Origin of the sequence: Flavobacterium sp. KACC 22761, from assembly GCF_034058155.1 — a bacterium.
In the GTDB taxonomy this organism is placed as follows: domain Bacteria; phylum Bacteroidota; class Bacteroidia; order Flavobacteriales; family Flavobacteriaceae; genus Flavobacterium.
On record NZ_CP139148.1, the window covers coordinates 4103652 to 4118754 of the forward strand.

General features: G+C 32.8%; 15 protein-coding genes. 10 read left to right on the forward strand and 5 right to left on the reverse strand.

The features are described from left to right. Positions 1-25 precede the first annotated feature (25 nt). The 8 genes from SCB73_RS17780 (at position 26) to SCB73_RS17815 (ending at position 9293) form a co-directional block, all read left to right on the forward strand. Positions 26-544, forward strand: coding sequence for a hypothetical protein (locus SCB73_RS17780; protein ID WP_320567529.1), 519 nt, complete (start codon positions 26-28; stop codon positions 542-544). A gap of 204 nt (positions 545-748) precedes the next feature. After that, a complete protein-coding gene (locus SCB73_RS17785) occupies positions 749-2371 on the forward strand; it encodes an LVIVD repeat-containing protein (RefSeq protein ID WP_320567530.1) in 1623 nt (540 codons plus the stop codon). 213 nt (positions 2372-2584) lie between these two features. Then, positions 2585-5116, forward strand: coding sequence for a PIG-L family deacetylase (locus SCB73_RS17790; RefSeq protein ID WP_320567531.1), 2532 nt, complete (start codon positions 2585-2587; stop codon positions 5114-5116). 123 nt (positions 5117-5239) lie between these two features. Continuing rightward, positions 5240-6976, forward strand: coding sequence for a sodium:solute symporter family protein (locus SCB73_RS17795; RefSeq protein ID WP_320567532.1), 1737 nt, complete (start codon positions 5240-5242; stop codon positions 6974-6976). Between the two features lie 7 nt (positions 6977-6983). Further along, positions 6984-7220, forward strand: a complete 237-nt coding sequence (locus tag SCB73_RS17800; RefSeq protein ID WP_320567533.1) for a DUF805 domain-containing protein — start codon at positions 6984-6986, stop codon at positions 7218-7220. A 307-nt stretch (positions 7221-7527) separates the two neighbouring features. Further along, positions 7528-7815 (forward strand): hypothetical protein, encoded by a 288-nt coding sequence (locus SCB73_RS17805; protein ID WP_320567534.1) that lies wholly within the window; start codon positions 7528-7530, stop codon positions 7813-7815. 219 nt (positions 7816-8034) lie between these two features. Further along, positions 8035-8667, forward strand: a complete 633-nt coding sequence (locus SCB73_RS17810) for a hypothetical protein (protein ID WP_320567535.1) — start codon at positions 8035-8037, stop codon at positions 8665-8667. Beyond that, entirely contained in the window at positions 8664-9293 is a 630-nt protein-coding gene (locus tag SCB73_RS17815; RefSeq protein WP_320567536.1) for an MCP four helix bundle domain-containing protein, read from the forward strand. Before SCB73_RS17810 ends, SCB73_RS17815 begins: the two co-directional genes overlap by 4 nt. A 146-nt stretch (positions 9294-9439) precedes the next feature. Here SCB73_RS17815 and SCB73_RS17820 read toward each other — a convergent pair whose 3' ends face one another. The 5 genes from SCB73_RS17820 to SCB73_RS17840 all read right to left on the reverse strand — a co-directional run bounded on the left by SCB73_RS17820 (position 9440) and on the right by SCB73_RS17840 (position 13250). Then, positions 9440-10282 (reverse strand): DUF2911 domain-containing protein, encoded by an 843-nt coding sequence (locus tag SCB73_RS17820; RefSeq protein ID WP_320567537.1) that lies wholly within the window; start codon positions 10280-10282, stop codon positions 9440-9442. Between the two features lie 71 nt (positions 10283-10353). Continuing rightward, entirely contained in the window at positions 10354-11016 is a 663-nt protein-coding gene (locus tag SCB73_RS17825) for an HAD family hydrolase (protein ID WP_320567538.1), read from the reverse strand. 124 nt (positions 11017-11140) lie between these two features. Then, entirely contained in the window at positions 11141-11863 is a 723-nt protein-coding gene (locus SCB73_RS17830; RefSeq protein ID WP_320567539.1) for a tRNA threonylcarbamoyladenosine dehydratase, read from the reverse strand. Positions 11864-12003: 140 nt separating this feature from the next. Beyond that, a complete protein-coding gene (locus tag SCB73_RS17835; protein WP_320567540.1) occupies positions 12004-12651 on the reverse strand; it encodes a TatD family hydrolase in 648 nt (215 codons plus the stop codon). Beyond that, the gene (locus SCB73_RS17840; protein ID WP_320567541.1) at positions 12651-13250 is read right to left on the reverse strand and encodes a DUF1684 domain-containing protein; all 600 of its coding nucleotides are present in this window, start codon (positions 13248-13250) and stop codon (positions 12651-12653) included. Before SCB73_RS17840 ends, SCB73_RS17835 begins: the two co-directional genes overlap by 1 nt. Before the next feature lie 100 nt (positions 13251-13350). On the opposite strand from SCB73_RS17840, the gene SCB73_RS17845 reads away from it, so the two are divergent. Continuing rightward, positions 13351-14568 carry an MDR family MFS transporter gene (locus tag SCB73_RS17845; RefSeq protein WP_320567542.1) on the forward strand — a complete coding sequence of 406 codons (1218 nt, stop codon included), beginning with the start codon at positions 13351-13353 and terminating at the stop codon, positions 14566-14568. A 164-nt stretch (positions 14569-14732) separates the two neighbouring features. Beyond that, entirely contained in the window at positions 14733-15101 is a 369-nt protein-coding gene (locus SCB73_RS17850; protein ID WP_320567543.1) for a BlaI/MecI/CopY family transcriptional regulator, read from the forward strand. Positions 15102-15103: the final 2 nt, after the last annotated feature.

The following is a 15103-nucleotide window of genomic DNA, read 5'->3' on the forward strand; positions in this document are numbered from 1 at the left end:
GAGTAACATTAAAACTTTAGAAAAAATGAAAACAATAAAGATAGCAATCGCTGGATTATTTCTTTTGGTTGCAAATGCCACACAAGCCCAAGTATCAATTAATGTAAATATAGGTACGCCACCAGCTTGGGGACCTGCAGGATATTCTGAAATGGAATACTATTATTTGCCGGACATTGAAGCATACTACGATGTAAGAGCTTCACAGTTTATTTATTTTGGAGGCGGAAGATGGGTGCGAACAACTTATTTGCCAAGACAATATAGAAACTATGATTTATATGGAGGTTACAAAGTAGTTTTAACAGATTATCATGGAAGAACACCTTATGTGTATTTTGATCGCCATAGAGTGAAATATTACAAAGGTTATCACGGAGCTCCTCAAAGACCATACAGTCCAAGACCGGTTTATGGGTATAATGATCGTTATGATAACAGAGATTATAAGCATTACGATAAGCATTATGACAAACACCATGACAAACACGATCGTCACGATCACGATGATCATGATGATCACCACGGTCATGGCAGAAGATAATTTGCTAAATATCTAGCATTCAACACAAAAGAGTATCAATATTTTTGATACTCTTTTTTTATGCACGCATAATATATTTACTAAATGTTAATTTGCTGCTTAATATTTAAAAATGATGCCAAAATCGATTATAATTATAGTAATTGTCTTATTCTATTACAATTGTGACTTATATTTGCACAATATTTTAAATTTCATTTGTTTATGAAAAGTAAATTTTACCTATTCGCCTTATTAACTACATCACTTTTTATTTCTTGCGACAATAATGACGACAATTCTGGAAATCAAGCGACAGAAAATGGCATTACAATTAATAGTGATGCTGCTTCTTTAAACAAAAGACTTGATTACACTAATTCTGGAGTTATTTCGATTACAAACACTTCAACAGCAAAAGGTTTAGCAACACAAGCTACAACTGATTTGCCTTTGGTTCAAATTGCTGAAGTAAATCCACCAACAGATAGCAACGGAAGAACTTTGCAAGCAAATCATGTTGCTGTAAACGGAAACTATGCTTATGTAGCTTATACAATGATGGGTGATGCATATTCTGGAGCAATCGATGTTATTGATGTTACAGATCCTTACAAACCTAAATTGCTTACATCTGCCTTAATTGCAAATACAGATATTACCTCTCTTACATATTCAAACGGGAATTTAATTATTGCTGGAGCAAAAGATGTTGACAAAGATGCAACTTTGACAAATCCTGCAATTGTGATCAATATGCAGTTAAGCTCGGGAATGTTGACCGATAAATATACCGTAACTAAACTAGAAAGTCATGCAACAACTGATGTTGCTGCCAATTCATCTTCTTATTTTGCTGTAACTGGTGATACTGGTAGCTTGTTTAAAATTAATAATGCTACAAAAGCAGTAACTTCAAAAGTGGCAGTAGAAGATTTACGTACAGTAGCGCTAAGTGGCGACAAAATAGTGACTTTAAGTGGCACAAAAGGTGTAAATATTTATAATGAATCAACTCTTGCGCTTCAAAAATCATTTGCAACAAGTACCGATGTAAGTGCTGCAAAAAGAACAATTGATTTTGACGGAACAAAATTGTTAGTTTCTGAAGGATACAATGGTTTAGGAATTTACGACATCAACAGCGGATCAAAATTGCAAGCAATTGGTTTGGCTTCTGCTGGTGGTGATAATGTAACCAATGCTGTTTCTGTAAACGACGGATATGCTTTTGTTGCAAACGGCGCTGCAGGATTAAATGTTTACAAATCTGGAACTCCATATAGTTTAGTAGGAACTGTTGGAATCACAGGTTCATCAAACTATGTAAAATCTAGCGGAAAATATATTTATGTTGCGAGCGGAAAAGGCGGTTTAAAAATCATCAAGATGGAAAAACCTAACACCACTTTCGCAAATTGTTCTTCATATAGTGTTTACAACCAAGGAAAAGATTTGATTTTGAACTCAAACGAAGTAAAATCATATAATGGTTCAACCGCCATCAACTCAATTATCGTAAACTCTGGAGGTGTTTTAACGCATTGCGGATCTATCTCTGTTCAAAATACGTTGATTTTAAACAGTGGCGGAACTTTTAATATGACAGGAAGTTTAGCTCAAGGTAAATACCAACAATCAAACCCAACAGAACTTATTATCAACAGCAATGCATTATTGCAAATCGAAGGTTCTGTTGTAATCTGGGGAGACCTAAGATTAAACAGCGGTGCGAAAATTAATTTTATTGGAAACAATTCGTCAATTACTATTTATGGTAAAGTGACTAAAAATAGCGGCGTAACCATCACGGGTACGTACAACGACACAGAGAACAAATTGAAATAATTTTTCTGTAATCCTAAGAAATACCACCTGATTTAATTTTTAAATCAATTCTTTAAAAAAAATGCTGTCGGAGACAATCTGATGGCATTTTTTTTGTGGTGTAGTTTTTCTTAAAAATAGAAATCAATAACCAAACATTAACAATTCATTTAAATACTCTTCAAAGATATAATTACTATTTTTGAAGCACTTTCAAAAACACCAGACCTCTTTATGCGAAAAATTCAGTTACTAATTCTTTCATTTTTTTTAACAGGAATCACAAATTCTTTTGCGCAACAGCCACAAAAACCTAGTTCTGTCGAAATTTACAACCAGATCAAGAAATTGAACTTTTTAGGTTCTGTCTTATATGTTGCTGCACATCCTGATGACGAAAATACGCGTTTGATTTCGTATATGGCAAATGAAATGAATGCAAGAACTGGATATTTGTCGTTGACTCGTGGCGATGGAGGACAAAATTTAATTGGTCCGCAATTACGTGAATTATTGGGCGTAATACGAACTCAAGAGTTAATTGAAGCCCGCAAAATTGATGGTGGAGAACAGTTTTTTTCAAGAGCAAATGATTTTGGTTTTTCAAAAAATCCCAGCGAAACTTTAGAAATTTGGGACAAAGACAAAGTTCTTGCCGATGTAGTTTGGACCATTAGAAAATTTCAACCCGATGTAATCATAAATCGTTTTGATCATCGTTCGCCAGGCACAACGCACGGGCATCACACTTCATCGGCAATGTTGAGTGTTGAAAGTTTTAAATTGACAAATGATCCAAAAATACATCCAGAACAATTAAAATATGTTGCGCCTTGGCAAGTAAAACGCCAATTCTTCAATCCGTCCTGGTGGTTTTATGGAAGCCAAGAAAAATTTGACGCCGCCAATAAATCCAAATTCACCAAACTAGAAACCGGAGTTTATTACACCGGAATTGGAAAATCAAATCAAGAAATTGCTGCTTTAAGCCGAAGCCGACACCAATCACAAGGTTTTGGAAGCACTGGTGCACGTGGTGAAGAAACAGAATATTTAGAACTTATAAACGGAGAAGCTCCAACAGAAAGAGATAATTTATTTGACGGAATTGATACTTCTTGGAATCGCGTTAAAAACGGAAAACCAATTGGCGAATTAATTTCTAAGATCATTTCAAAATACGATTTCAGCAATCCGTCAGCAAGCATTCCTGATTTGATAAAAGCATATACAATGATTGAAGCTTTAGATGAAGATCATTGGAAACCTTTAAAAGCAAACGCAATAAAAAACATTATTGCGTCATGTTCAGGCTTATATCTTGAAGCAGTTGCGAGCGAACAAGAAGCAACTCCTGGAAGCTCAATCAAACTTAATCTTGAAGCCATCAACAGATGTGCTGTTGAAATGGAATTAGCTAGTGTTACAACTTTGCCAGATCATAAAACAACGGCTCAAAACCGTATTCTAAAAAACAACAACGATCAAAAAATAAATCTTCAATTACAGCTTCCTGAAACAATTGAATACACACAACCTTATTGGTTGAAAGAAAAAGCAGCTGTTGGAATGTACACAGTTTCAAATCAAGAAATCATTGGAATTCCAGATATCATCAGAGAAGTTAAGGTTATTTTTAATGTAAAAATAAATGGCGTTGAAATTCCGTTTGAGCGTACTGTTGTCTACAAATACAATGACGGTGTAAAAGGCGAAATGTACAATTTCTTAGACATTGTTCCCGAAGCAACTACTTCTATACCAGAACGAGTTCTAATTTTTAAGGATACGAAAACGAAAATGATTCCGGTAAAGGTTCGTGCCGGAAAAGATGGAATAAAAGGAAATCTACAATTAGAATTGCCAAAAAGTTGGGTAGTTTCGCCAAAACAAATTCCGTTTACTTTAGATAAAAAAGGAAACGAGCAAATCTTTTATTTTGAAGTTACACCTCCAGTAAATCCAGAAGAAGCCGTTGCTAAAGCCGTTGCAATTACTGATAATAAACGTTTTGACAAAGACGAAACGATTATAGATTACAGCCACATCACGAAACAAATGGTTTTAAAACCAGCGGAATCAAAATGTATTAGAATTGACTTGAAAACTTCTGGCGATGCTATTGCATACATTATGGGCGCTGGCGACGAAGTTCCAGAAAGTTTAGCACAAATGGGATATAAAGTTACGATTCTAAAACCAGAAGAAATCACACCAGAACGTTTGGATTCTTTTGCTACTGTTATCACCGGAATTCGTGCTTACAATACCGTAAATGCTTTGGCCAACAAACAAAAAATACTTTTTGATTTTGTAAAAAGCGGTAAAAATATGATTGTACAGTACAATACATACGGCAAAATGGTAACAGATCAAATTGCGCCATATCCGCTAAAAGTTTCAAATGACCGTGTAACTGAAGAAAACGCTAAAATCACATTTTTAGCTCCAAATCACCCTGTTTTAAATACGCCAAATAAAATCAGCGAAAAAGATTTTCAAGGTTGGACTCAAGAACAAGGTTTGTATTATCCTGATCAATATGACGCAGCCTTCACTCCTATTATATCATCGCACGACAAAGGCGAATCTCCAAAAGATGGTGCTTTGTTAGTAGCGCCATACGGAAAAGGATATTATATTTACACTGGTTTAAGCTTTTTTAGAGAATTGCCAGAAGGTGTTGCCGGCGCATACAGATTATTATCAAATATTATTTCGCTGAAACAACCCGTAGAAGCTCCTAAACAAGAATTTAAGCAATAAAACATTTGTAAAATGGAAGCTAAAAAAACAAAAAAATGGAAAAAAAGCTACACCTATGTTTTGGTGGCAAATGCTATTTATATTCTTATTTTCTTCTTAATCATGCAATTATACTCTTAACCTATGCAACTATTTGATTGGATCGTACTTATTGTTACACTTTTATTCATTGTTGGATATGGTTCTTGGAAAACCAAAGGGAGTAAAAATGTCGAAGATTTCATTTTAGGAAACAACGAAACGCCTTGGTACACCGTTGGACTTTCGGTAATGGCAACACAAGCGAGCGCCATTACATTTTTGTCAACTCCCGGGCAAGCTTATCATGACGGAATGGGGTTTGTGCAATTTTATTTTGGATTGCCAATTGCCATGATTGTCATTTGCGCCACTTTTATTCCATTATATCATAAAAACAAGGTTTATACGGCTTACGAATTTCTTGAAAAACGATTCGATGTAAAAACCCGTTCTCTTGCCGCAATTTTGTTTTTAGTACAAAGAGGTTTAGGAACCGGACTTACTATTTACGCTCCGGCCATTATTTTATCGGCATTATTGGGCTGGAACTTGACTGTAATGAATATTATAATTGGAGTTTTGGTTATTATTTATACGTTTTCTGGGGGAACAAAAGCAGTAAACGTAACGCAGAAACAACAAATGTTTGTGATTATTTCAGGAATGTTTATCACTTTTTTCTTGATTTTGCACTATTTGCCAAACGATATGACTTTTACGAGCGCGATGCACATAGCGGGCGCAAATGACAAAATGAATATTGTAGATTTCTCTTTTGATCCGGAAGAAAAATATACGTTTTGGAGTGGTATTACAGGCGGTTTTTTCTTGGCTCTCTCCTATTTCGGGACAGATCAATCACAAGTTGGTCGTTATTTATCTGGGAAATCGGTAAAGGAAAGTCAAATGGGATTAATCATGAATGGACTTTTAAAAGTTCCGATGCAGTTTTTCATATTACTGACTGGAGTTATGGTTTTTGTTTTCTTCCAATTCAATCCAGTGCCGTTAAATTTTAATCCAAATAACAAAACGGTAATTGAAAAATCAGCATACAAAGAAGAATATCATGCTTTGGAAAAAAGACTTGACAAACTTTCTGAGGATAAAAAAGTAATCAATTTATTGTATATCGATCAGTTGAATCAGGATTACGACAATCCTATTTTGAGAAAAGAATTAGTTGCCTTGTCTAACAAAGAAAAAGATTTGCGCGACAAAGCCAAAGAAATCATTTCAAAAGCCGACAACAACAGCGAAACCAATGACAAGGATTATGTTTTTTTCCATTTCATTCTGCATTATTTGCCAAAAGGTCTTATTGGTTTATTGCTTGCCGTAATTCTTTCAGCTGCAATGTCATCGACTGCTTCAGGATTAAATGCTTTAGCTTCGACAACAGCAATTGATATTTACAAACGAAATGTAAAAACCGAAAAATCAGATAAGCATTATTTGATGGCGACTAAATTCTTCACTCTTTTCTGGGGAGTTGTAGCGATTCTTTTTGCTTGCGTTGGAACTTTATTCGAGAATTTGATTCAGCTTGTAAACATCATTGGTTCAATTTTTTACGGAACCGTTTTAGGAATATTCCTTGTTGGTTTCTATTTGAAACGCGTTCAGGCAAAGTCGATGTTCATTAGTGCTATTATTAGTCAATTGACGATTTTTGTGATTTATTATTTCATGATTTATATTTATCCAAGCGGTCAAGAAAAACTTGGATATTTATGGCTGAATTTTATTGGTGCAAATCTTACAGTTGTATTGTCATTGGTATTGCAGTTTTTGTTCTTTAGAGAAAAACCGGATGTTGATAATGTGATTTTCGAATAAAATCTTAATGAGATATTTTAAAAACACACTTTTCTTTTATTCTTCTTTCACAGAAAAATCAGGAAGAATTGAATATGGTCTTTATGTATTTTTCACAATCTTATGGCACATTTTTGCTTTGCATTTGTACCAAACGATTGATTTGAATAATGAAAAAATTCTATATTTCTTTTACATCTGTTTGATTGTATTATTTACGTTTGTCCCGATGCAAGCAGTCACCATAAGAAGATTAAGAGATTAAGAGATTTAAATGCAAAACCAACTTTTATTGTTTTTAATTTTATTCCAGTTTTGAATTTAGTTTTTATTGCATTTTTATTGTTTGCTAAACCTAAACGGAATTAGTCTCTATGTTACAAAAAATTATACCCCCGATTTTTCTTCTTTTTAGCATATCAGTCGTATGCCAAAATACTTCAGACACAATTGAAATAAAAGACAATTCAATCTCAGCATAGTTTTATACAAAATGTTTTGAGAATCTAAATCAAGGAGCTGAAATATTAGAAAAATACGCTGCTTTTAAAAATATAAAATTTTGTTCAATTTTGGCATGCAGTTATTTATTGTCATACGATGAAGAAATTCAATTTATTGGAGAAAAAAGATTAATTGGAATTGCAACCCAATTATTTAGAGAAGGAAATCCCGTACACATGATTATGGGCATGAATAGTTCTTTATATGCAAACGAGAAAAACGAAAACTTGACTGATTATAATCATCTCGTTTACGTTAGTTACGGAGAATGTACAAACCCATCTTTTTTAATAAAAGCTGCTGAAATTATAAATAAACAGACTACATTATTAATCGAACAATCTCGATCAAAATAATAATTCTTAAAACGAGAATGCCCTAGCCCTGATGGAACCGGCATCTCCCTATTTAGAAAAACAAGGCTTTCTAGCCGTAGTTTTTATTTATCAGGAATATAGCGGACAACAGAAAATAGCTCCTAAAATTTGACTAAATAATTCTTCTACATTTATAAGTAAAAAACACTATTTTAGATGTTCAAAGACAAAATCTAATTTGAACCTAAAAAACTGCGAATGAAAATTTCAGACGATATTCAAAAATTACTTCCCTTTGGTTATCTTTTCCTTGTCATAATGGGAATATTAAAAGAAAGTTTCTTCTATTATCAACTCGGAATCAATATTTTGAAATATTCAACAATAATGGACATATTAATTAGTCCGATTGCTACTTTTACTTCAAACCCGATCGTTTTAATTTTTATACTTTTATTATTTATATTTCACTATAATTTGCCGTCGTTGCTTACAAAATATCGCCACAAGAAATTCATCATAAAAACATTTGAACTAAAAAAGATTGAAGGTCTTTCTCCGGCAGCAACAAAAAGTTATTTCAATAGTCTTTCAATAAAAACACTGGCGTCAATACTTTGTTCATTTTTTCTTGGTTATGGAATTGCTGGCGGCTATGGAACTGCAGAAAAAATTAGAAACCATAAAGAAAAGCACATTTATAAAATCAATTATAATAGTGGCGAATCTGAAGAAATATTTTTAATCAACACCAACAGCCTATATTATTTTTATACTGCAAAAGGAAGCAAAACCATAAAAATAACGCCTTTGGGAGCTGTCAAGAATATTGAACTGATAGATAATAAAATGGTTGACAAAGGACTGTTTCTTTATAATACATCATTATGAGAGATTTGAAAAAATATAGCAATAAAACCAAAGCTGCATTTATTTTGCTGATTGTAATGCTGATTATTATTTTGAGCAACTTCAATACGCTTGAAAATTCTAAAAAAGTAAACGAAAACATAAATGCCATTTACAATGACCGATTAGTTGTAGCACATTATATTTTTCAATATTCAAAAGAATTACATTTTATAAAAGCTGAAGCTGAAAAACTCGATTTGAGTGACAATATCAAAAAAAACGAAATCAATCACACTCTTGACATCATTCACAATATTGATGATTTGTATGCCAAAACAGTTTTAACAAATAAGGAAAAAGAGCATTTTGATATTTTTCTGGCTTCATGCAAAGAAATAAATACCCAAGTTGAAAATAAAAATTGGAGCAAAATTGCCTATGCGTGTGAACAAGCTTTAAAAACTTTAGAATCTTTGTCTGAAATTCAAATCAAAGAAGGAAAAGCAAAACTGGCCGCCGCGAATGCAATGTATAATGACAACAATAGTCTTGGACAGCTTGAAATTGCATTGTTGATTATTTTAGGCGGAATCACTTTCTACTTGTTAATAGTAAAGAAAACCAAAAGAAATATCAAAATTCCAGAACCGCCTAGTATGAATTAGAAATTCTAAATTTTTAAATTCCAATTTTTCAAATTCCAAATTCCAAAAATTTGCACAATATTGTCGTTTTGATCTAAATAAAAAATCCAAATTCTAAAGACAAAACTTTGGAATTTGGATTTTTAATATTTAGAATTTTCAACAAATTATCTGCTCCACTCAGCGATACTGTCTTTATTCATTTTTACATAGTCTTGATTGTTTGCTGTTTCAGCAGCTGCTAATGAAGCTTTTGCAGTTTCAATTGCACCTTTTTTATCACCTTGCTTAGCTTGAATAATTGATTTCAATCTTAAGATGTAATACGGTTTATCAGTAACCATATCTAAAGATTTGTCAACGTAAGTTCTTGCAGTATCAATATTTCCGTTAGATGAAAATAAATATTGAGCTGCAGCATAATAATCGTTTGATGTTGGTCCTGCCAAAGTTTTTTCGATACTTGCAGTAGCTGTTTTTGCTGTTGGCACTTCAAATTTCAGCGCCACATGAGAGTTTTCCCAAGCCATTTCCAAGTAAGCAAAATTTTGATCTAAACCATTAATTCCTATCGTAAAAGTTTCTACTGGAGTTGGCAATGCTTCTTCTTTAACTGTAGTTCTCAATGCTACATAAGCATCGCTCCAGTTTTCTGGCAATCCCCAGTTATCTGTCGACAAGTAAAAAATAATTTCCCAGCTTTCAATTTTAGGAATCGTATAAATCGAGTACTTACCTTTTTTCAAAGTTTTTCCATCAATTACAACATCATCACTAAAATTGATAATCGTATTTTCGTTAGCTCCCGTTCTCCATAATTTCCCGAACGGAACTAAATTTCCAAAAACTGCTCTTCCTCTTGCACCAGGTCTTGAGTATGTCACTTCAACATCAGTTAAACCAACAGTTTGCTTAATGTAAGCTTTTGGACTCGCCTGTGGTGTTTTTATTTGTGCGTGTGAAGCAAAAGGCGCTATTAGTATCGCAAATGCAATAAGTATTTTTTTCATTTTAGAATTTTATTTGTTTCTGTTCAAATTTACAAATTCAATTAGGTAACAAATGTTAAATTTAACTTAATTCAGACAGTGATCTGTGATATTTTTTGAGCACTTAACTCACTGAAATGATTTATAACTAAATCAGCATCTGAAAGATCTTGCAAGTTTGAATTCTCGCTTCTGTAACCTACACAATAAATCCCTGCCGCTTTTGCTGCTTTAATACCGTTTGTGCTATCTTCAATGATAATGCAATCCTCTTTTGGCGCAATTGACAAAGAAGCGGCATGGTTGAAAATCGCTGGATTGGGTTTTGATTGCGGAAAATCTTCACCGCTCACAATATGCGAAAAATATTGATGCAAATTAAATCGAGTAAAAACACGCTCAATAGTAACTTTTGCTGCTGATGAAGCTAAAATCAACTGAATTTTATTCGCATATAAATCTTTAATCAAATCTTCAACACCATCTAACAGAAACAAATCTTCTTTTGTATCAAAAGCATCATTAAAAATGCTTCTTTTTCTTTGAATCAAATCTTCGACTTCTTGATCAATTACTGGAAAAAATCCTTTCAGCGTCTGAAAAGTATTTCGAGTTGAAAATCCAGTAAATGAAGTGTACATTTCTTCTGAAACTTCAATATTTAATTCTGAAAATTGTTTGTAATAAGCATAACGATGAACGGGTTCTGTATCGACAATCACGCCATCCATATCAAAAATTACTGTTTTAATCATTTTTTTTTAAGGTGCTAAGGTTCTGAGGGACTAAGGTTCTAAGGTTTTTTTAAGAGGCTAATCTTTTAAATTTCTGTTTTTTTTAATCTTAGAAACTTAGAAACTTAGCATCTTAGTACCTTTTTTATTCTTTTTTGTTTGTAATCAAATAGCGAATTACTGTTTCAGCTGCATGAAGTCCAAATAATCCTGGCATGTAGCTGTTTGTTCCGTAGAAAGATTTTTTAAAGTTTTTTCCGTCAGTTAATTTTAAACTTTTTTCGTTTTGAATTTCTGATGAAAAAACCACTTTTAGTTTATTGATTTTCGCTGCCTTCAATCTTTTACGGATTGTTTTTGAAAAATAGCAGTTGATTGTTTTCGAAATATCTGCAACTTTTACTTTAGATGCCAACATCTTTCCTCCTGCTCCCATGCTGCTTATAATTTTGACTCTTTTGCGTTTTGCTGCAATAATCAAATTTAATTTCGGAGTAATACTGTCAATGCAATCCAAAACATAATCAAACTCTGGCGAAACAATTTCGAAGGCACGTTCTGGCGATAAAAATTCTTTTACACGTGTCAGTTTCAATTCTGGATTAATATCCATTAAACGATCACCAACAATTGTAATTTTTGGCTCGCCAACAGTTGAATGTAATGCAGGTAATTGTCTGTTGATGTTTGTAATATCAACTACATCGCCGTCAACAATTGTCATGTTTCCAACTCCCGCTCTTGCTAAAAATTCAGCTGCAAATGACCCAACACCGCCTAATCCTACTACCAATACATTAGCATTCTGTAAATTCTCTAATCCTTCTTTTGTAAATAAAAGCTCGGCTCTTTCTGTCCACTCTGCCATATTATATTTTTTTGTTGTTTTTGTTAATCTTGTTTCAAGTTTCAGGTTTCACGTTTCAAGTTTAGCACTTGTCAGGCTGAGCGAAGTCGAAGCCCACGTACTAATTGGAGCGCCCTTCGACTTCGCTCAGGGTGACAACCTTAATTGTCAAAAACTGCCTTATAATTACTTGAAATAATCTCCTGTAATTCTTTTAAATTTAAACCTTTATATTCTGCTGCTAAATCGTAAACCTGTTGAATACCTTCTTCAATTGTATCAGTTTCTAGCAGAAATTTATTATTTGGAATATTCTGAAAAACCGTTTTTAGCTCCGGATTTTTTAGAAGATATTTTCCAAATGAAATGTAGAAACCTTCTTTTAATAATTGTTCTGCAACTTGCTTATTCTTTGAAAATCCGTGAATAATCATTGGAACCGAAATTTTCAATTTCTTTTTGATTTCTATCACTTCTTGAAAAGCCGCAACGCAATGAATTACGACTGGCTTTTTATATTTTTCGGCCAAAGCCAATTGTTTTTCAAAAACTGAAATCTGAATTTCAAAAGGCTGTTCTATTCGTTTATCCAATCCGCATTCGCCAATTGCCAAACAATTTTCTGTCTGAAGTTTTTCTTCTATAATTTTCAAATCCGATTCCAATCTTTCTTCTAAAATATACCACGGATGAATTCCGATGGAATAAAACGGAATTGATGCATCAAATTCATGTGGATATTGATTTACCAATTCCAATACATTGGATTGATTTGTAAACTGGTGCGTATGAAAATTAAAAAATCCCATTAATGAAACGTTTTAACTCCTGCTTTGATTTCAATATTCAAATCATTTTCTAAAGGAACAAGCGGACAAGAATACTTATGATTATAAGCACAATACGGATTATAAGCCTGATTAAAATCGACTACAATTGTGTTTCCTTTTGGGATTTTCAAATCAATATATCTTCCGCCGATATAGCTTTCTTTTCCGCAAGTCAAGTCAGAAAAAGGCAAAAATAAATGATCCTTATATTGTTCTTGTTTTGAAAGATCAATACTTCTGTAAACATTCAGCTTCAGTGCTTTTCCTTCTAAAGTAAAAGACAGTGTTCCGTATTTTATATATTTTGGAGTTCTGGTTCCTGTAGTTTTCATTTCGAAAACTTTTTCATTTTTCGCTTTTTCAAACTTTGCAACTACAAAATATTTCTCATTAATCGGATAAAAATCTAGCGATTTAAAAGTCTTCAAATCCTCTTCCATCAACGGACTAGTCTTAGCGTCAGCATATTCGGAATTGATTGTAGTTTGAAAATTTGCAACATTTGCGTAACTAAACTTTTTTTGGCTATAACCAAAATTCAAAATCATCAATACAACAAGTACAATTACTTTTTTCATCTTAGAAATTTTCTGCAAAAATAGTTCAAAAGTAACAAAGCAACAACGGCAAAACGTGACAAAGTTTCCTAACTTTGTTGAAAATAAGAATAATTCTACAATGCTTAAAACTGCCTTAGGTCGCTACATTAATAATTTTAAGGGTTTCACTCACGAAGTTTGGATTCTTGCATTAATTACTTTTATCAATAGAGCAGGAACAATGGTTTTGCCCTTTTTATCTAAATATTTAAAAGAAGACTTACAATTTACTTATGGCGAAGTGGGCTGGATTATGGTTTCCTTTGGATTAGGTTCTATGTTAGGTTCTTGGTTAGGAGGAAAATTGAGTGACAAAATTGGGTTTTACAAAATCATGATTTTCAGCCTTTTTACAAGCGGAATTCTATTTATCTTATTGCAATTTGTCACAACATTTTGGGGATTATGTTTTGCCATGTTTGTAATAATGGCAATTTCAGATATGTTTCGTCCTGCCATGTTTGTGTCACTAAGTGTGTACGCAAAACCAGAAAACAGAGTTCGTGCATTGTCATTAGTACGCTTAGCAGTAAATCTTGGCTTCACTGCTGGTCCGGCATTAGGCGGATTAATAATTATAGGAATGGGATATCAAGGCCTATTTTGGGTTGACGGTATTACTTGTATGATTGCAATTTCAATTTTCGCATTTTATATTAAGGAAAAAAAGAAACCAATAAATAAAGAAAATATCGCTTTATCAGATTTGCCAAAATCCATCTATAAAGACAAACCTTTTTGGTTACTGCTTTTTATCAGTTTTGTTACATTTATGGTTTTTCTGCAAATATTTTCAACTTTGCCTTTATATCATAATGAAAAGTTTGGACTTAGCGAATTTCAAACTGGTATGCTTTTATCTATAAATGGTTTATTAGTATTTCTATTAGAAATGCCAATTGTAAGTACGCTGGAGCGAAAAGGAGTAAATAAAATTAAAAATATTGCTTACGGTTGCTTTTTTATTGCCACTGGCTATTTTATTTTACTGTTTGATTCCTGGGTTGGAATTCTTGTAATTAGTATTGTATTACTCACATTTGGAGAGATTTTCTCTTTCCCGTTTGTGAATGCAGTAGCATTAAGTCGCGCACCAAAAGGACAGGAAGGCCAATATATGGGTTTTTATACCATGAGTTTCAGTCTGGCTCATATTGTCAGTTCTAAAACAGGACTGGAAATTATTGCGCATTATGACTACCAAATCAATTGGTTTATTATGGGAACACTGGGTTTACTAGCATTACTTTGCTGTTTTTGGCTTAATGAATTAGTGCATCCCAAAAAAGAATCATAAAGTTTATCCCTTCTTAACTTATTTAAAATCAATTTATTAATTTTAAATTGAAATAATTTCACGCGCCTAAATCCCAAATTCAAACTTAAAAAATAGTTAAATAACTATATTTATAGTTGTGTAACTAAAAAAATAGTTGTAGGTTTGAATTAAAATTAGGAGACATGCAAAAGTTAACCAACAAAGAAGAAGAAATCATGCACATTTTATGGAAGCTTAGAAAAGCTTTTGTAAAAGAAATTCAGGCAGAAATTACTGAAGATCAACCGCACTACAATACACTTTCGACTATTGTTCGCAATCTTGAAGAAAAAGGTTTTGTAGCGCACAATGCTTTTGGAAATACGCATCAATATTATCCAATAATTACTTTAGAAGCGTACAGCAAAAAGTATATGAAAACTGCTATTGACAATTATTTCAATAGTTCTTATAAAAACATGGTTTCGTTTTTTGCGAAAGAAGAAAAAATCTCAGCCGCAGAATTACGTGAAATCTTGGATATGATTGAAAATCCAAAAGAAGAAAAATAGTC

Coding starts and splice junctions, on each gene's coding strand:
- SCB73_RS17780 (WP_320567529.1), top strand. CDS start 26: ATGAAAACAATAAAGATAGCAATCGCTGGATTATTTCTTTTGGTTGCA.
- SCB73_RS17785 (WP_320567530.1), top strand. CDS start 749: ATGAAAAGTAAATTTTACCTATTCGCCTTATTAACTACATCACTTTTT.
- SCB73_RS17790 (WP_320567531.1), top strand. CDS start 2,585: ATGCGAAAAATTCAGTTACTAATTCTTTCATTTTTTTTAACAGGAATC.
- SCB73_RS17795 (WP_320567532.1), top strand. CDS start 5,240: ATGCAACTATTTGATTGGATCGTACTTATTGTTACACTTTTATTCATT.
- SCB73_RS17800 (WP_320567533.1), top strand. CDS start 6,984: ATGAGATATTTTAAAAACACACTTTTCTTTTATTCTTCTTTCACAGAA.
- SCB73_RS17810 (WP_320567535.1), top strand. CDS start 8,035: ATGAAAATTTCAGACGATATTCAAAAATTACTTCCCTTTGGTTATCTT.
- SCB73_RS17815 (WP_320567536.1), top strand. CDS start 8,664: ATGAGAGATTTGAAAAAATATAGCAATAAAACCAAAGCTGCATTTATT.
- SCB73_RS17820 (WP_320567537.1), bottom strand. CDS start 10,282: ATGAAAAAAATACTTATTGCATTTGCGATACTAATAGCGCCTTTTGCT.
- SCB73_RS17825 (WP_320567538.1), bottom strand. CDS start 11,016: ATGATTAAAACAGTAATTTTTGATATGGATGGCGTGATTGTCGATACA.
- SCB73_RS17830 (WP_320567539.1), bottom strand. CDS start 11,863: ATGGCAGAGTGGACAGAAAGAGCCGAGCTTTTATTTACAAAAGAAGGA.
- SCB73_RS17835 (WP_320567540.1), bottom strand. CDS start 12,651: ATGGGATTTTTTAATTTTCATACGCACCAGTTTACAAATCAATCCAAT.
- SCB73_RS17840 (WP_320567541.1), bottom strand. CDS start 13,250: ATGAAAAAAGTAATTGTACTTGTTGTATTGATGATTTTGAATTTTGGT.
- SCB73_RS17845 (WP_320567542.1), top strand. CDS start 13,351: ATGCTTAAAACTGCCTTAGGTCGCTACATTAATAATTTTAAGGGTTTC.
- SCB73_RS17850 (WP_320567543.1), top strand. CDS start 14,733: ATGCAAAAGTTAACCAACAAAGAAGAAGAAATCATGCACATTTTATGG.